Consider the following 18419-nt stretch of genomic DNA (forward strand, 5'->3'; position numbering starts at 1 on the left):
AAAGGACAAGTCGTTGAAGAAAACAGAGAGTCCTTATATCGGGTATTGTGGAGACTTTTGTGGAAAACAATAGAGAAGAGCATTTTTTATTTGAGCTTGTATCGCCTGAAAAAATTGTGTTTTCAGAGCAGGTAGTGTCTGTTGTTCTTCCTTCAGCTTCAGGTTCTTTGACAGTTATGGCGCATCATGCGCCATTGGTGGCAAGCATTGTGTTGGGTAGTGTGCGTGTTCGCACCTCTTTGGGTGAAAAATTATTTGCTGTATGCGGAGGCGTTGCAAATATTACCTTTTCGGGCTGCTCTTTATTGGTAGAGCACGTTGTGGCTGTAGAGCATCTTTCTTTTGATGTATTGGAACAGCGGATTTTGCAGGTTCAAGCGACATTAGAAGGGGGGACAAGAGATGAGGATAATCATAAAATAGAGGCTTTTTTCCAGCAATTGTCAGCTGATGGTGCTGTGTTGATAGAAGCGTAGCTGCGTATACAGGAAAAAGGTGACATGAGCGGAAAAAAGAGTACGGTTGTGTTTGCTAAAAGGGGTGGAAAACCTTTTCCTCATCCTGGTCGTATTTTTGCAGGACCTTTGCCAAAATGTTTTGTTTATATTTTTGCTTCTCTTATTTTGCAATGGGCTTATGGTTTAGGGGCTAATATTGTTCAGTCTAACATTGTCCATCTTACGGGTGATTTTCACGCAACTTTGACCGAGACAACATGGTTGGTAGCGGCCTATATGGCGCCAAATGTGAGTGTAGCGATTATGTTGATCAAAATCCGCTATCAATTTGGGTTGCGTGCTTTTGCTGAATTATCAATCCTTGGCTTCGTTTTGGTTTGCGTGTTACAACTCTTTGTTACGGATTTGCGTTCTGCATTGATTATTCGCTTTTTTGCTGGGATTGCTGCTGCTCCTTTGGCTTCGCTTGCGCTACTTTATATGATGGAGGCTTTTGCTCCAGCAAAGAAGTTTACTGTTGGTCTTAGTTTGAATTATATGAATGCGGCTTTAGCGGCACCTTTATCACGTTTGATTTCTCCTAATTTACTGGAAAATGGTGGTTTTTCCAGTCTTTCCGCTCTAGAAATGGGGTTGGTTCTCATCAGCTTGGTTTGTATCTATACTTTGCCTCTAACGCCTGTTGTCCGCAGTAAGGTTATTCAAAAGTTAGATTGGATAAGTTATGGTTTGATTGCTCTTGGTCTTGGATTAAATGCCGTGATTATGTCTGTTGGCATATTGTATTGGTGGTATGAAGCACCATGGATTGGTTGGGGGCTTGCACTTGCTATTTTCTCATTGGTTATTGCTATTATTATTGAGCTTAATAGAGAAAAACCGTTGATTGATTTACGTTGGATTTTCAGTAAAGAAATGGTTCAATCTGTTTTTATTTTATTGATCTTTCATGTTTTTTTGTTGGAGCGGTCAAATTTGCCTGTAGGTTTTTTTAATCTTTTTGGTTTGCTTAATCGTGAAATGGCACCCATGTATCTTGCGGTGACATTGGGTATTCTGTTAGGGGGAGCTGTTTGTGTCTTTTTTTTACGGGCGGGGCGTGAAGATTATTTTTATTTGTTATCTTTAGGTTGTTTGGCGCTGGGAGCTTATTTAGATAGTCGTGTGAACTATTTAACGCGTCCGAAAGATATGATGTTGAGCCAAGGGTTGGTGAGTTTTAGTTATGCACTTTTTTTGCCTCCTGCTCTTTTCAAAGGGTTTGTGATTGCTGGTGAGCGAGGACCGCGTTATGTTTTGAGTTTTATTGCGATTTTTTTGCTAACGCAAGTGACAGGGGGATTGATGGGATCAGCTTTTTTTGGCAGCCTACAGTTTTATTTTGCCCATAAAAACTTTGAGTCCTTAACACAAAATATTGTTGTGACTGATCCGCTTATTTCTGGTGAGATGAATACTTTGTTTTCACCTTCTTATGGTGCTTCTGTTCCCCATGGCTTGGGGAGTGAACAGGGTACTTCTATGTTGATAGAAAAATTTAAGTTAACAGCAAATATTTTTGCTTATGATGACGTTTTTCGGCTTTATTTTTATATTTCAATGGTTGTATTCATTATCTTTCTTGTCACAATGGTTGTTAAGTCATGCTCTTTGCGGGCGTTAGAAAAGTAGAGTGATATTATAGAAGAGGGGTGCAAAAAATGATAAAAGCATTACGGTCAAAAGCTACGATTGTTGCATTCCTGTCAGGTATTACGGGTATTTTGCTAATTTTGTGGGCTTGGAGACTTCCTCCTTTTGTAAATAACATTCAAATAACGGATAATGCTTCCATTAAGGGCAATGTTACTCTGGTTAGTTCACAGATCTCTGGGGTGATTGCACGGATTTATGTGCAAGATTATCAACGTGTTGAAAAAGGAATGCTGCTCTTTGAGCTTGATGATTCTCTTTTTCGTCAGCAGCTTGCACGAGCACAGGCTGTTCTCGATTCAAAAAATGCAAAACTGGCAAGTATTGAATTGCAAGCTCAGATTTTACAGGGAGAAGTTAATGCTGCAGAAGCAGAATTAGCGCGTTCACGAGCATTCTCTAATGTTGTTCCTGATAGTAAAAAGTTAGGCTTTGGTGATGCGGCAATTTCTGTTTCTCGCCCTCTTTCACAACTCTTAGCAGCTCTAGAAACAAAACGACAATTGCAAAAACAATTAAATCTTGAAAAACAAAGTTTACAGTCAGAAGTTTCGGGAGCAAAGGTGAGTGTTGAATTGGCAAAACTTAATCTCGATCATACAAAGATTTTATCTCCTAGAACAGGCTATATTGGATTGGTTGGCGCTAGGGTAGGGCAATATGTTATGCCGGGTACGCAATTGGTCTCTGTTATTTCTGATGATATTTGGATTATTGCTAATTATAAGGAAACGCAACTTTCTCAGATGCGTGTGGGACAGCCGGTTGTTTTTTCTGTTGATGCATTGAACAACAAAAAGTTAACGGGGCGTGTGGTTCGTTTTGCTCCAGCGACAGGTTCAGAGTTTTCATTGTTAAAAACAGATACGACAATTGGTAATTTTATTAAAATTGCGCAACGTATTTCAGTACGGATTTCTTTAGATCCTGGGCAGGAGGGGATTGAAAAGCTCATTCCTGGGATGTCTGTGGTTACGTATGTGGATACTTCGCAGCGGGTCGATTCTGGAGGATAAATTTTGGGTTTTTTCAGTTTAATTCTTGTGCCATTTACTTATAGTAAATGGCTCTTCACGTTGGAAGATTTCGTTTGGTTTGTTATGATACATCTTTTAAAGCTCTTAAGCTTCTTATACTCCTATATCATGATGTAAAATAATGTTTCTTAGAATATTAAAGCGCATGCATCTTTACTCACTTCCATTTCTTTTGAAATAACTCAGTAGGGGGGATAGATGCAATGTTGAAAACTTTTCTTATAGTTTCTCACAACACTGCCCTTTGAGAAGTGGTGCCACCGCATGTTTTGAGGACAGGGGTAGGGGATTGCCAGATAAAAAATTGGATAATAGACTGGCGAGATGGATGGAAAACTTATCTTTTGAAGAAAAATGTAAAGTTAGGGGGAAAGACGTAAAGTTTATATTTTGTAAACCATAAAAAATGCCCGCTTTGAATCGGGCATTAAAAGGGAAGGTTGTTGGGTGTGTTATTAATTTTTACGGATCAGCAAGAAGCTTACTAAAACGACTCCCGCTGCTAGTGCGAGGGTTTTTTTAGGATTTTCTTTTGCTTTTTTCTTTAATTCTGTAGCATGTTCGTTGAGGTGATAAAGCGCGTGACGGACTTTTTGTTTCCATGTGTTAAACAGCTCAGAAATGTTTTCAAAGTTATCATTTTGAGAACTCCAATGATTTACGGGGACCAGCTCTCTTTTTAATTGTGCTATACGTTTTTTAATTTTAGCATTTTTGGCGTTGGGTGAAAATAGACACATTTATTGACTCCTTCATGTGTTAAATTGTTGCGTGGCAGTTGGAATTGTGTTTGGGGTTTTGCTATAACGGCTTGAAAATTGAAAGGTTGCATTGATAATGCTGCGCGTGGGTGAGATGAGAATTAAGAGTTTGGTTTTAATGAGGCATTTTTTAATGTGTTCGAGTTCATTTCATGATGGTGTTTGTTAAGGATGTAAGGTAAAAATTTTTACAAAATGGTGTAAGATTCATTCAATCATCTTTATTTCATAAAGATGTAAGCCGGTGTCTTCATTGTTTTGTTTGTTTAAAGTGTTGGGATAGCTTTTGGCACTTGAAATAGTTTATAAGAAGTTTTTATCTACGTGTTCTCTTGTGGCTTTAGGGAGTGGTATTGATTGATTCAATTAAGAAGATTTAAAATGAGAAAATCTTACGATATTTGGGGTTGCCGTTCAAATCTGTAAAAAATAGATTATTATAAATCAGTATGTTGGATTAATTGGATGGTGTTTTTCATGCATTTTTAAAAATTGTGCTTTGATCGCCGTTATCTGTTGCGTTGTAAAACACTGTTTTGCGATGACGTGGATGTTAAGTGATAGGCATACAACTTAAAAATACAGTATTGTCTCTGTTTGGTTTCGGTTTCTTTTTGAATCAACCAAGTGTAGAAGTATAAACTTGAACAGAAGTAGTAGAACTTATCCGGTGCGTCTATAGGATGAATCGCACCTATGAGTTGAATTGCGTCAGTGGTTAGTAGGTGGAGCCTTTTGAGAGCAATCGGTTAAGATTGGGGGGCGGTGTAATTTTCGTCCTTTGAAGCGCGGAGGAAGTCAATGTAAATGATGATTGATAGCGCAGGTTTTAAAAATTTGAGGACTTGATGAGTACGACCTATTTTTTATCTAAACCACTTGAGCGTCGTCGGTCTATTGGTGTTGCTGTTGGTGATGTGATCGTTGGGGGGCAGAGCCCGATAGTTGTACAGTCAATGACCAATACGGATACAGCTGATGTTGATGCAACTGTTGCTCAAGTGGCTGCTCTTTGGCAAGCTGGTTCACAATTGGTTCGAATTACTGTTGATCGCGATGAAGCGGCGGCAGCTGTACCAAAAATACGGGAGCGATTGGAGAGGTTAGGATTTTTTGTACCATTGGTTGGGGATTTTCATTATATTGGTCATAAGCTTTTATCTGAGCATCCTGCGTGTGCTGAGGCGCTTGCAAAATATCGCATCAATCCTGGAAATGTTGGTTTTGGCGCAAAAAAAGATCGTCAATTTGCAGAAATTATAGAGATTGCTTGTCGGTATCATAAACCTATTCGCATTGGCGTGAATTGGGGCTCTCTTGATAATGCATTATTAACACGGCTTATGGATGAAAATGCACAGCAAGAAAATCCTTTATCGGTTGCTGAAGTGATGCGGGAAACTGTTGTGCAGTCTGCTCTGCAATCGGCTCTTTGGGCTGAAGAGATGGGATTGGGACGTGATAAAATTATTCTTTCTGCTAAAGTGAGTGATGTTCAAGATCTTATTGCTGTTTATACCACCTTGGCGGCGCGTTGTGATTATGCTCTTCATTTGGGATTAACGGAAGCTGGGATGGGAACAAAGGGCGTTGTTGCTTCTTCGGTGGCTTTGGGCATTTTATTACAGCAAGGGATTGGCGATACGATAAGAATTTCCTTAACACCAAAACCTGGTGGTGATCGGACACGAGAAGTAAAGGTGGGGCAAGAACTTTTGCAAGTGATGGGTTTTCGGCAATTTTTGCCCGTGGTTGCGGCTTGTCCTGGTTGTGGGCGCACAACTTCAACGGTCTTTCAACAATTGGCGCAAAAAATTGAAGCAGATTTATACAAAAATATGCCTGTTTGGCGTGAAAAATACCCTGGCGTTGAAAGTTTGAAAGTTGCTGTGATGGGGTGTATCGTCAATGGACCGGGGGAGTCAAAACATGCGGATATTGGAATCTCTTTGCCTGGAGTGGGGGAAAGTCCTGCGGCACCTGTTTTTATTGAGGGACAAAAGGTAAAAACTTTGCGGGGTGATCACATTGCTGAAGAATTTGAAGCGCTTTTGAGTGATTATATTCATACACGCTTTGGGCAAGGTTGAGGTAAAAGTCGCATAAGGTTGGAGTAAAAAAGGTGGTGATGTTGTTTTTTAAAAACAAGCTGTCTTCAATGTGAAGAGGATGCTGTTATATGTTGCTTTAGCTACGGTCAATATTGTTATTGGGCGGCTTTATTATTCTAGGTAAAACCAGATGTTATGCATGTGTGAATCAGAATCATATGAAGGATGTTAATGAGTTTGTTAAGACTATTAAGCAAAACTATATGAATACTTTGATAGATCCGTAAATGTTGTTGCTGGTTCTTTGACTGCTCTTGAGGTAGTAATAACGGATTTTTCAAATGTCAAATTATAGAAAAAACATTATTCATTCATTGTTTCGGTATTGTTTCGGCATTTTCCAGCTATAAAATTGATAGGATCGAAGATCCTTATAGCGGTTATTGCCCTATTTGTCGTAAAATGTAAGCTTTTATGTTGATATAAAATGATGTATACGGGTGTCTTTTGGGGCGTTATTGGGGGAATGCATGACCAGTATATTAGCATTTGGATTTTTATTTAACGGTATAAGAATTTTAACAGGTGCCTTTATTGTATTTTATATGCTTGAAAAAGGGCTAACTCTTATTGATATTGGGATTATTAAGTCATTTCAGGCTTTTATTATGATGGTGACCGATATTCCTCTGGGATATTTTGCCGATAGAAAAAGTTATAAAATATCGATCGTTTTGGCAGCGGCTTTTGCTGCTACATGGCTATGTCTCATGGGATTTTCTACAAGCTTTTATGGATTTCTTTTGGCAGAATCTTTTAATGCCTTATCGCTGACATTGATTGCTGGCGCCTATAATGCTTTACTTGTTCAATATGCAAAAGAAAAATTGACATCGACTAAAAAAGTGCTGGGAGCGAGCTCTCAATATAATTACATCGGCATGTTTATATTCAGTTTAATTGGCGCATATTTTGCTGATTATTCTAGCCAATATATATGGTATATCGCGGCGTTTTTAATGTTGATGACAACACTATTTGGTTTGTTTTTTCTTGATGACCTGAAGGGAGAGAAAAAACCAAATAAAGCGAATTCTCTCATTTATGATGCTAAAGAGATGTTGTCTATTTTTATTAAAGTTCCTTATATCTCTTTATGCTTTTATTTTTCACTGATCTTTTTCAATATATTCTCGCAGTATTGGCAGTGGATATTTAAAGATCATAATATTAATGTCACTTATTTTGATCTTGGTGTGACATTTTCACTGATATTGCTCTCTCAGCTCTTGGCTAGTTTTCTCTTTACAAAACTAAGTGAAAGAGTGAATTTTATTTTATTGCTGTTTCTTTTGGTTTCACTGATTTTTACAGTGGTTTTCTTTGAGCCGAAAAAAGAAATTGCTGTTATTTTAGTCTGTATGATTTTTTACTTAATTAAGTATACATATCTGCGTGTAGAAGTTGTTTTGCACGATAGCATTAGTGATCATTTCAGGGCTACATATGAATCTTTCTTGTCAACTGTTGGGAGATTTAGCTTATTGGTATTTTTTTACATGAGTGCGTATATGGTCGATATATTTGGCTTTTTCTCACTCGTTTATGTTTTTGGTATCTATTTATTGGTTTATCTGTTGGCAATGTTTTTTTTAGAAGGAGCCCTAAAGAAATCTCAGTGAAAATAGTAACGTATTTCACGTGTGTTTCATGGGGTTTATAGTGGATCAAGGCTTTTATTTATTAAGGCGCATCGTTGTTTTTGCATGTTGAATGAGAAAGCTGAATAGTGTCAGTTACTCTCACTTCAAATCTATGTATGTTGAAGCAATCAAAGTCATCTGCTTATACGTTATAAGTGGGCGTGGCATCACAATCGTTAAAAAGGAAATAAAAATGCTTCTCATGAATATTGCACCAAGAGTTGCTGACAAGATTGGATGCTGATAAAGAAAATGATTGTACCGGATTATATGCTTATTAAGGAATGGTGATGGAGCAGTTTTCCCATTTTCATTGGTTACTGGCTGGTAACACTTTATCTCATTAGAGCTAATTTAAGCAGTCGGACAATTTATAGCCTGTTTAAATAGGCTTTCCTCATGACTGATTTTATTATTGATATATTTAACGCGTTTTATTGCTGTTTTCTTTAAAATATCAATCATCTTGTTGAGATAATTTTTTACGTTGTTCATTCTCATTTTGAGTATTTTCTCTTTGGTTGTGGCGTTAGCTCTGTATTTTCTGATGTCATAGAATTTCTGATCCAGATAATAAACTTATCTATGGAAACTTTGAATGACATCCTCCTCTTTGAGAAGGAATAAAACCAAGTACAGAAATATTGTTGAGTACAATTTGCTATAAATAAGCCATAAGAAACCAACCCATATTTGATATATTTGATAGGAATTTGTTAAGCCGTACAAATTATGGTTATTAAAAGGTAAAGTGATGGAATCGTTATCCATAACGCATATTGTAACATTTACAACTCTTTTTTCTGTATCTGTGTTGTTGGGATGTACGCGCGTAGATAGTCTAGAGCAGTACAATAAACTTTACGAAGAATACATCAGTGAAAAATACGAGGATTTTGAACATTTTCAAAAGCAAGAACAAGCAAGAAATTTCGTCTATAGCCGTGGTTATCAGAATATAGCGCCCAAATTTGATATTATATGGCATCGTCACATACTTATTGTTTTATGTGGACGCTTTGTTAATTTATTACGTGGTGATTACAATGAGGAGATGTCATGGGCAATGCTACCCAATGTCATAAGCAGTTTGCGTTATGACTATAATTGGAGAGAAAGCGATTTTATCTAGGCTTATAATATGTCTATGAATTCTACCGACCCCATGATTGATTATGCGAAAAAATTTCTTAATTCTTCAAGCGGAAATGGTATTAGCCTAATAACACAAGTTATTGACTTTATGTCTAGTATGAGAGCTGGTCATAATGAAAACACTAAACAAATAGCGCGTTTTTGTATAGAGCTCAATACGATATATGACATGATGAAACCAAGAAGAATTTACAAATGACATTTAATGGGTAATGGGTAAAACTTTCTCGAAGGATATTAAATGGCTATAATAGTCTTAATAATCGCAGCATTTTCTTATCCATGTTGCATATTTGTTCATTATGGCTTCAAAAGGTGGACATATTTTCCAGCTTTGGCAACAGGCATAGGTTCATTTACAATGATGCTTTTCATCTTAATAAGAAAATTTCACTTAAAGGAGGAAATTTAAACTTAGTTTGAAAAAAGTACTTATCATCAATTAAATTGCGCTATTACATATAATAATAAGATCTTTTTTATCTTTCTGTTGCAATGATCATTCTCTGTTTAATCTTATCAATTCTCTTTTTATGTGATGAATTGAATAAACGAGATAAAGAGCGTGACGAATTAAAGTTCTACAGTGATCGTGATTATTATTAAATTGAAATTATTCCATAGTTTTGTAAAAATGTTTCTACTTTTGAAGGAGCGCGCCGACACTATCATTCACTTTGCTGTCCCCCAATGTTGCTACAGCTCTTGGCTCTTGAGACGATTCATAAGAGGTGTTTTTTAGCTCTTTCTTTGGTGTTTTTTATCCACACTCCAAGTCCAGCTTGTGACGCAAGCCAATGGTTTTGATTGATTCAACATATACAGATTTGAAATGAAAAAATTTTGCGGTGTTCAGGGTTCTTATTCAAGTTGAATAACGTTGAATTATCATTATAAATAAATTATTTGTAGCTTTCTTGCGAAGAAAAGAGAGATCAGTAATAATACTGCTTTGGTCTTTCGTTCTATTGAAATTGATGACTTTATTTATCCTATTATGCCGTAACACACTGTCATTTGAGGGGTGGTGAAGGTCGCCTGTTTGACACATTAAGTATTTTAAAAATTGCATGGTAAATATTCTTAAGTCTTGTTTATCGAGTCTTTAGTTTAAGTGAATCGCATGCGTGGAAAGCTAGAGGAACTTACTCGGTTAAGAATCTAGACTGTTTACAGAGCAGATTGGGTTAAAAAACTTTGTTCTTTGAGGGTGGCATAAAAATCAAAATAGCCATTGTGTTCATTTTTTCTGATATTTTAAATACGGGCTTCAAAAAAATGATGCCTGAACTAAACAACGAGCATTTTTGTAAAAGTGTTTTTAGAGAGAAAGCAATATACGAGTGAATTTACAGAATGTAACCATATTTGATCTTCTATAACAAGATAGCGTGGAAAGGCATAAAAATTATGATTCTCTACTGAGGGCATTTACTTAGGGCACTGTACTTATTTTATTGTTTTTTACAGGTTTATAAAATGCCTTGTTTGATACTTATCCTGTTTATTTTTTGCCTTATCGTTAGAAGATTAAAGACATGAAAGAGAAAACGAGTTTTCTTTTTTCCGGTCGTTTTTATTCGGCTTTAAAGCATTCACGGTAATATCTTTTAAAGTATGGTGATTGCGCATTGTTTCACATTTTTTTTCGTTCATTCTTTAATGGAAGGTATTTTTCATGCAAAATAGGATACCTGGAATGCACTTGTGTTATAAATTCACGCGTTTTTTTTAATGAAATTCCTCTCAATATTTGTCGCATCTCATTTCATGAGAAGGACTATAATGGAGATTAATGGTAACGTTTCTTTGAAAGATTTATTATGCATTCAACAAAGATGATGGTGTACACTATGTGCAAAAGAGCGGATGAAGTTTAATTTTTGCGTATTGCACTAAAGTGTGCTGCTTGTTGGAGGGGGAGTGCCTTAGCGCCAAAAGGATGTAAGAATGCTTCTGCTTTATTGATGAGTGTATCTCGCTTTTTTTGGGTTTCTTCAATGCCATAAAGATGAACAAAAGTTGCTTTTTGTGCCGTTTCATCTTTCCCAGCAGTTTTTCCTAAGGTTTGCGTGTTGGCGGTGACATCAAGAAGGTCATCGGTTAATTGAAAGGCTAAACCAAGATAGGTACCAAAATTAGTAAGTTTTTCGGTTAATTCTTTAGATGCATTGCCAATGATGGCGCCTGCTTGGCAAGCAAAGCTTATCAGGGCTGCTGTTTTCATGTGTTGTAGAGTGATGATGTCAGTACTTTCTTGCGGTCTTTTTTCAGCTTCAAGGTCCAGCATTTGTCCACCTAACATACCCCCAAGTCCTGCCGATTGTGCAAGAGACGTGATCAGTTTGATTCTAATGTCTGTAGATAGAGTACTGGCTTTATGGGCAATGATTTCAAAGGCAAATGTTAAGAGGGCATTGCCTGCTAGAATTGCTGTTGCTTCGTCAAATGCTATATGGACGGTGGGTTTTCCACGCCGGAGTATATCGTTATCCATAGCGGGAAGATCATCATGAATGAGCGAATAACAATGGATACATTCTAAGGCACATGCAACATCAAGAGAATGTTCTACAGGAATATCAAAAAGTGCAGCACTTTGAATCACAAGAAAAGGACGTAGGCGTTTTCCACCGTTCAGCACACCATAGCGCATGGCATTGATTAATTTTTTAGGGCGTGAAATTTCACCATTTTCGATTTGATCACTTAACAGGGTATCAAGCCGTTTTTCAACGGTGTGTCCGTGTTTTGCAAGAAGGGTGGTAAATTCGTGCATTCTTGCTTCCTTTGTTTTTACAAAAATGAAATTATGAAGTTTTAAAGAGAAATGTTGTTGCTTTTTCTTGTTTTCATAAATTGGCGTCGCTTTTTATTAAAAATCAATTTCTCTTTTTATCCGTATCTCTATTGTATGTGCAAATCCCTTTTTAAGCCAAATAAAAATTGAATGAAGGTCTTATGAGAATGCTTTCATTGGTGTATAAAATTTTCAAATTTTGTGGTGTTTTTGATATTCATTTGTTCATTTTGACATTGCCTCTTCTTTTTTATCAGTGTATAACATCCTCAAATTTTATGGTGTTTTTAAATGAAGCATTGTCATTTTTGACATTGCTTTTTCTGTTTTAGTGGATTTGGAGTGTCTTTTTATGGCTGTACCTAAACGAAAAACCTCTCCAGCGAAGAGGGGCATGCGCCGTTCGGCTGATGCTCTGAAGGCGCCGACTTATATCGAAGATAAAAATTCTGGTGAATTACGCCGTCCTCATCACATTGATTTGAAAACGGGAATGTATCGCGGGCGTTCCGTTTTAGTGGTTAAAGACTGAGCGTTTTATCTTTTTTCCAGTAGTAAGCTTCTTTTGATTCATGAGTGAATGCACGCTTGGGGCGTGCATTTTCGCTTTAAGATAGATATTGAGGTGTCCTTGCGTCGCCCCTTATCACATTGATTTGAAAACGGGAATGTATCGCGGGCGTTCCGTTTTAGTGGTTAAAACTTTAGCGTTTTATCTCTTTTCCAGTAGTAAACTTCTTTTGATTCATGAGTGAATGCACGTTTGGGGCGTGCATTTTCGCTTTAAGATGGATGTTGAGGTGTCCTTGCGTCGCCCTCATCACATTGATTTGAAAACGGGAATGTATCGCGGGCGTTCCGTTTTAGTGGTTAAAACTTTAGCGTTTTATCTTTTTTCCAGTGGTAAGCTTCCTTTGATTCATGAGTGAATGCATTGGGTAAGATGCGTTTTTCGCTTTTTCTTGAGAACATGTGTGGGATAAGGCTTTGCCATAGAAAAATGATTCTATTGTGGGAGATGATTTTTTTGTTTTTTTGAGAGGCTATAAAGGATTGCTTGTGTCAGTGTCTTTTATGATGATTTCGTTAAGAGCTGGGGTATTGATATAAGTTAGGTCAGTAATGGAGTTATTTTGTATCGCACTTATTTTACTCACTCTAGAAGGAAATCCTATTAGACCGTAAATATCGTCGTTTAAGGTGGTTAACCCATATAAGGTTTTAAGCATACTGGTGTTTTTTATGAGAATATTTAAGGCAATGGTTTGTCTATAGGCTTATATTGTGACATGTGATTCTCCATAAAAATAGAGATTTACATCACATTGATTTATAAAGTTCATTCGTTGTTTTGTGCCTTGAATGAAAGGTCTATCGTAGGATTTTCTCATTTCAAATTTCTTGCATGTTGAATCAATGGCAATCACTTGCTTTTCGGTCACAAGTGGGGCTGGCATGTGGATGAACATTCTATAAGAAAGGACAAAATGTCTATAATGAATACTTTCAAAAGTATTTGGAATGCCTTTTACAGAATGGAGATGATGTTTTAGTTTATGCTTTTCTTTATCGTGTTCTTTAATGGGGAATGCTTCTCATGCAAAATAGAGCGCCCAAGACAAAATATGTTTATGTTGTACCGTCACGCGTTTTTTTAAAAGGAATATTTTTCAATATTTGTTGCATCCATTTTATGACAGCGTTTTTGAATGTTATAATGGTTTTGTAGAAGGGTAAATGGTAAAGTCTCGGTGCAGTGTGTAAACGGCACTATGGTCTTTACGCTTAATGAAAAAGCAAGTCCGCAGCCCCTTACACATTTTGCTAGATTCCAATGTTGGTATATCCTTTGGTGCTTGGACAGTTCTACTAGCTCTTTTTGTACAGTTTTTATCCACAGATCAGCCTCGCTTGTGACTGAAAAGCAAGAGATTTTGATTGATTCAGCATGAAAAAAATTTGAAATGAGAAATCTTACGATATTCAAGATTCTAATTTAATATGAATAATTCTAGATTATGATGATTAATCAATTTGTTATCTATCAAGCAAGAAAATGAGGAGGAGGAATTTGTCGAAAAGTTAGATTGTTTATAGGTTGGCGCTGGTTAAGAAACTTCGTCCTTAAGGGCAGAGAGGATGTTAAAAAAATAAAACCAGCGAAAAGCTGGTTTTATCAAAATATCATCATTATGATGAAAGAGTGTGTTACGCAGCGTAGACAGCTTTACTGTTTTCATCTGTTTCTTCTCTCTCAGTTTTAAATTCGCGTTTTGGCTTGTTGGAGAGATGCATCTCTATGAGATTAATAGCTTCTGTTTCAGAAAGACTATTAATAACCGCAATTTCGCGGGCCATTCTTTCAAGAGCAGCTGTATAAAGTTGGCGCTCAGAGTAAGATTGTTCAGGCTGTAAATTAGAGCGGAAAAGATCACGTACCACTTCGGCGATACAAATAAGATCTCCTGAGTTGATTTTAGCATCATATTCTTGTGCACGACGTGACCACATGGTTCGTTTAACGCGTGCTTTTCCACGTAAAACTTTTAAGGCGCGTTCGACAGAATCACTAGCAGATAATTTACGCATTCCAACGGAAAGGGCTTTTGCAATGGGAACTTTGACATCCATCTTATCTTTCGCGAAATGAATGACAAAAAGTTTTAATTTATGTCCTGCAACTTCTTGATCTTCAATCGCTATAATCTGCCCTACTCCATGCGTAGGGTAGACGATATATTCAGAGGTTGCAAATTCTTTGGTCTTGGAAGACGTTCCATGTTGGGATGCCATATTTTAGTTTACTCCCTTATGATCAACAAATGTATCGGAAAACAGGTTATAAACCTGAGGGTTGAGTTTTCTTTAACCAAGTATATTGTACCAATTAAGTGAGCATAAAAGCCGAGTACTTTTAAATCCAAAAAAAATACGTCGCTTTACTATAAAAAGCAAAGAAAAATACTTAGAAAGATGATCATGTTAAAATAACACTAACATCAAACTTTCAAAGAATCAATCATTTCGCTTAAGGATTTTTTTATTTTTACAAGAGAAGTCTTTCAATTGTTGAAGGAGGAGGGTGTACACTGTATCATTACTCTTTGCCGCTTCCTGGATTTTCTGAAAAATACTTTTCTAATTTATTTGGAACGCCATCCATTTCTTTTGCTTGAGGAAGAGGATTTTTTTGGGTGGTTAGATTAGGCCATTTGTTTGCATAATGAAGATTAAGTTCTAACCACTTTTCTAATCCTGGTTCTGTATCAGGTAAAATCGCTTCTGCTGGGCATTCTGGCACACAAACACCACAATCGATACATTCGTCGGGGTGAATAACAAGCATGTTTTCCCCTTCATAAAAACAATCAACAGGGCAGACTTCAACGCAATCCGTATATTTGCAGTGAATGCAGTTGTCGGTTACTACGTGGGTCAAGATCAAACTCCATTTGTTACTTTAATTCTCTTTAGAGGAAAGTGTGTGCGTATTTTTATGATTGGTGAGTTGATCGCGTAGTATAGCTAGTTTCGCAAAAGGTGAATCAGGATTAAAGCGCTTTTCTTTTTGTAAAGGCTTATGATTTGCATGTTTGCCTTGGGATTTGTGTAACTTATAAGAGCGTTTTGTTTGTGATGGTGCTGCTTGAGGGAAATTTTCATTTGTGTGTTCCCCTTTTTTTACAGCGTTCTTCGATTTATTTTGCCACTTATTTCCTAATTTATCACGTTTTTTTTGTGCGTGGTGGTGAAATTGATGTCTATAATGCCATAGTAAAATAACTTTATCTTCTTGTGTAGGGAGAGGGGTTTTGGCAAAATTCCCAACAGGTTCAGCCACCGGTAAACGATTGGTTTTATGGGGATGTTTTTCAATACCAGAGGATAAAGTATTTGGGTATGAGGTATTTTTTTCTTCTTGTGTTGTTTCTGAATCGCTTATTGTTTTCCATTGACTGCCAACGCATTCTGCTGCAGGAACATCTTGCATTGTCTCATTGACAGGGGAAGAGGCTTGGTGTGCAAGGAGATTTTGTTCAAAAACAGTATTGCTTATGCTGTACGATTGATAACCAAGTCCTTTGAGGATTTCTTCCATATCGTTTCCATTGGCTCCAAGAATGGACATCATGGCTGGTGTAACAAAAAAACTTTTGCCATCATAGGCGCCATCGGGTTTGGGATCACTTCCTTGTTTCCAATGAAGTGCGGGGCGGATGAGATTGGCGAGACGTTCTAAAATATCAATCCGTACAGCACGTTGTCCTAAGATTCGGTAACCGGCTAATTGATAAAATTGGCGGTTATAGGTAGGGTCAACAATCAAAGAGGTTCGACCAGCAGATAATGCTGACAAAATTTCACCCAAACCAGTTTGATCTTGTCCCGCATTTTGAAGATTCCACAGGAGAGTAATGGCTTGAACCGGAGCAGGTTTAAGCATTCCGGCAACATAGATGTGAAAAGCGCCAAAACGTACGCCTAGACGCCGAAGCACAGCACGTGATTCTTGCGCAAGTTCTTTGACAATGTCTAAGACTTCGCGGCGTGGTAAAATCCCTAAAGAGTTAAAAAGTTGTAAAGCAAGACTGTTTGTTGAATCCGTTAAATTATCAGCATTACGCAAATCAAATAGAGGTTTTAAAGTCGTTTCAAAATGAAAGGTGACAAAGCGTTCTAATCGCTTCACAACGTTATTGCGGGATTCTCCTGTGAGTTGTTCATCTGCTAAAACAATCAGTTTTGGTTTGAAAAAATCTTCTGTTGCTACAAGCTGTCCTACGGGTTGACCAATCCAGCGCACAATTCCATCAGAACTGAGGGTAAAATCTCCATTTGCACAAGCACAAAAACGTGTCGCGCGTTTGGAAAAAGCAAGAATCAAATTTTCATTCTCTGTTGAAATTTGCTTCTCAGCTATTTGATCAGTACTGTTTTTGTTGGCATAAAAACGAAAACCTTCAAATTTACCCCTTCCGTTTTTTTCAATGAGAATATCATCTTGAAGAATTTCATCCTGTTGAACAATCTTGCTATCCATGATCATTTTCTTTCTCAGTGCGAAATTGGTCAAAAGCTTTTTGCGACAATTTCATAATGCTTCTTTTTCTTTAACACGTTTGTTGCGTTTGCTTCAATCACTCTTGTCGTTTTTTGCTGTTTCTTTTTGCGTCTTTAAAACTTGGATGATTCTTTTTTTTATTCAGTTTTGATGCTTTATATTTGCAAATTACACTTATTAGTTGTATTGTAAAGCTGAAAGCCTAAATAAATTCTTCAATTTAAAAGGAAATAGAACCGGTTATCAAAAAACAGCTTTTGTTTTACATGATCATTTTATTTTTTTGCTGTTTTGTTATGAAAGGTGCAGAGAAAGTTTTTTCAAATATTTCATAGGCTAAAAGGCATATTTTAAAGGCATTTTTCAGGTGAAATTGTGTCTTATGACAAGAAATTTTACCATGACAGTAAAAAAAACAATTGCGATTATAAAAATACACGTTAAAGTAGTGGGTGCGGAAGTTAACAACTTTTGCGTTCTTTTTAAGCAAAGAACAATGCAAAGAACAATGATGTCGTTGCCAAATCAATTTTGATAATTTTAATCGCAAGGGGTTATTATGGGTAATCTTTCAAATGCTGTTTATAAAAGCAGCAAAAATTATAGCGATGCAGACAAAAGCTTAGGACGTAATATGATGCGTTCTGCTATGCAAGCACCTTATCTTGAACGACAAAAAGAGCATGATTTGGCTCTGCGGTGGAAAGACAAACGTGATGATGATGCCATGCATCAAATTGCAGCGGCTCATATGCGTTTAGTGATTGCTATTGCTAACCGCTTTAAACGTTTCAAAATGCCATTGGGGGATTTGGTACAAGAAGGGTATGTGGGGCTATTGGAAGCAGCTGCACGTTTTGAACCTGATCGGGAAGTGCGTTTTTCAACGTATGCAACGTGGTGGATACGCGCTTCTATTCAAGATTATATTTTGCGAAATTGGTCAATCGTTCGAGGGGGAACTAGTTCTTCGCAAAAAGCACTTTTCTTTAATCTTAGGCGTTTGCGTGCAAAACTGATACAAGATGATAGTGCTTTGTCAAAACAGGATATTTTTCGCACAATCGCTGAAAAGCTTGGCGTTTCCGTGCGCGATGTTGAAACAATGGATTTTCGTTTTTCCAGTTCTGATAATTCCTTGAGTGTTTCTGTTTCTGAAAACAGTGATAATCCCATTGCTAAGATGGATGTTTTGGTGGATGATAGTCCTCTTCCTGATGCTTTAATTGAGCAAGTAATTGATGGTCAACGGCGTACACAATGGCTTTACGATGCGTTACAAATTCTCAATGAACGGGAGTTGGAAATTATTCGCTTTCGTCGCTTAAATGAAGAGGGTGCGACTCTTGAAGTTTTGGGTGAAAAGTTAGGAATCTCGAAAGAGCGCGTGCGTCAAATTGAAGCTCGGGCTTTGCAGAAATTGCGTTCTGCTCTTCTTACGGTTCATTCAGAAGATGCTTACGATATATAAGCAGTGAAAGGCTTTGTGGGAGGACAGAGAGAGAACGTATAAGTAGGGGTATATGAGAGTATGGTGAAGTTGGATTTAGGGATTGCCAGATTTGTCTAGGGATATGCCTCCTTGGGGATGCGTTTGGTGCTATTGATGAACAGAGGAGGATTGGGGGTGATATTAGTTCTAGGAAGTATGTATCAAACGGAGTCGTATGAAGGTATGATGAAATTGGTTTTTAAAATGT

At 37.2% G+C, this 18419-nt stretch carries 14 protein-coding genes; 9 read left to right on the forward strand and 5 right to left on the reverse strand.

Going from position 1 to position 18419, the window contains the following annotated elements:
• The first annotated feature begins 59 nt into the window (after window positions 1–59).
• From atpC to ACFIKO_RS05875, 3 genes are read left to right on the forward strand one after another with little or no spacing between them, the layout of a single operon-like run.
• Entirely contained in the window at window positions 60–476 is a 417-nt protein-coding gene (gene atpC, locus ACFIKO_RS05865) for an ATP synthase F1 subunit epsilon (RefSeq protein ID WP_015856985.1), read from the forward strand.
• Between the two features lie 24 nt (window positions 477–500).
• A complete protein-coding gene (locus ACFIKO_RS05870; protein ID WP_375620031.1) occupies window positions 501–2129 on the forward strand; it encodes an MFS transporter in 1629 nt (542 codons plus the stop codon).
• Window positions 2130–2158: 29 nt separating this feature from the next.
• A complete protein-coding gene (locus ACFIKO_RS05875; protein ID WP_375673506.1) occupies window positions 2159–3166 on the forward strand; it encodes an HlyD family secretion protein in 1008 nt (335 codons plus the stop codon).
• Window positions 3167–3642: 476 nt separating this feature from the next.
• Here ACFIKO_RS05875 and ACFIKO_RS05880 read toward each other — a convergent pair whose 3' ends face one another.
• Entirely contained in the window at window positions 3643–3927 is a 285-nt protein-coding gene (locus ACFIKO_RS05880; protein WP_375620033.1) for a hypothetical protein, read from the reverse strand.
• A gap of 869 nt (window positions 3928–4796) precedes the next feature.
• Here ACFIKO_RS05880 and ispG point away from each other — a divergent pair.
• From ispG to ACFIKO_RS05895, 3 genes are all read left to right on the forward strand, one after another.
• Entirely contained in the window at window positions 4797–6038 is a 1242-nt protein-coding gene (ispG, locus tag ACFIKO_RS05885) for a flavodoxin-dependent (E)-4-hydroxy-3-methylbut-2-enyl-diphosphate synthase (RefSeq protein WP_375620034.1), read from the forward strand.
• A 491-nt stretch (window positions 6039–6529) separates the two neighbouring features.
• Window positions 6530–7681, forward strand: coding sequence for an MFS transporter (locus ACFIKO_RS05890; RefSeq protein ID WP_375620035.1), 1152 nt, complete (start codon window positions 6530–6532; stop codon window positions 7679–7681).
• 775 nt (window positions 7682–8456) lie between these two features.
• Window positions 8457–8834 (forward strand): hypothetical protein, encoded by a 378-nt coding sequence (locus ACFIKO_RS05895; RefSeq protein WP_375673507.1) that lies wholly within the window; start codon window positions 8457–8459, stop codon window positions 8832–8834.
• A gap of 1899 nt (window positions 8835–10733) precedes the next feature.
• On the opposite strand, the gene ACFIKO_RS05900 is transcribed toward ACFIKO_RS05895, so the two are convergent.
• The gene (locus tag ACFIKO_RS05900; RefSeq protein ID WP_375673508.1) at window positions 10734–11636 is read right to left on the reverse strand and encodes a polyprenyl synthetase family protein; all 903 of its coding nucleotides are present in this window, start codon (window positions 11634–11636) and stop codon (window positions 10734–10736) included.
• Window positions 11637–12009: 373 nt separating this feature from the next.
• Between ACFIKO_RS05900 and rpmF the strand changes: the two genes are divergently transcribed.
• Together rpmF and ACFIKO_RS05910 are read left to right on the forward strand one after the other, a co-directional pair.
• On the forward strand, window positions 12010–12189 hold the full coding sequence (gene rpmF / locus ACFIKO_RS05905) for a 50S ribosomal protein L32 (protein WP_005774555.1): 180 nt from the start codon (window positions 12010–12012) through the stop codon (window positions 12187–12189).
• A gap of 268 nt (window positions 12190–12457) precedes the next feature.
• Window positions 12458–12586, forward strand: a complete 129-nt coding sequence (locus ACFIKO_RS05910) for a hypothetical protein (RefSeq protein WP_375620053.1) — start codon at window positions 12458–12460, stop codon at window positions 12584–12586.
• Window positions 12587–13865: 1279 nt separating this feature from the next.
• Here the strand turns inward: ACFIKO_RS05910 and ACFIKO_RS05915 are convergent.
• The 3 genes from ACFIKO_RS05915 to ACFIKO_RS05925 form a co-directional block, all read right to left on the reverse strand.
• The gene (locus ACFIKO_RS05915) at window positions 13866–14450 is read right to left on the reverse strand and encodes a CarD family transcriptional regulator (RefSeq protein ID WP_273787664.1); all 585 of its coding nucleotides are present in this window, start codon (window positions 14448–14450) and stop codon (window positions 13866–13868) included.
• 304 nt (window positions 14451–14754) lie between these two features.
• On the reverse strand, window positions 14755–15096 hold the full coding sequence (gene fdxA, locus ACFIKO_RS05920; protein ID WP_375620038.1) for a ferredoxin FdxA: 342 nt from the start codon (window positions 15094–15096) through the stop codon (window positions 14755–14757).
• Window positions 15097–15117: 21 nt separating this feature from the next.
• Window positions 15118–16704 carry a hypothetical protein gene (locus ACFIKO_RS05925; protein ID WP_375673509.1) on the reverse strand — a complete coding sequence of 529 codons (1587 nt, stop codon included), beginning with the start codon at window positions 16702–16704 and terminating at the stop codon, window positions 15118–15120.
• Between the two features lie 574 nt (window positions 16705–17278).
• Between ACFIKO_RS05925 and ACFIKO_RS05930 the strand changes: the two genes are divergently transcribed.
• A complete protein-coding gene (locus tag ACFIKO_RS05930) occupies window positions 17279–18190 on the forward strand; it encodes an RNA polymerase factor sigma-32 (RefSeq protein ID WP_015856975.1) in 912 nt (303 codons plus the stop codon).
• Window positions 18191–18419 lie beyond the last annotated feature (229 nt).

This window comes from Bartonella sp. TS82HLJMH (assembly GCF_042193495.1).
Taxonomy (GTDB): Bacteria; Pseudomonadota; Alphaproteobacteria; order Rhizobiales; family Rhizobiaceae; genus Bartonella; species Bartonella grahamii.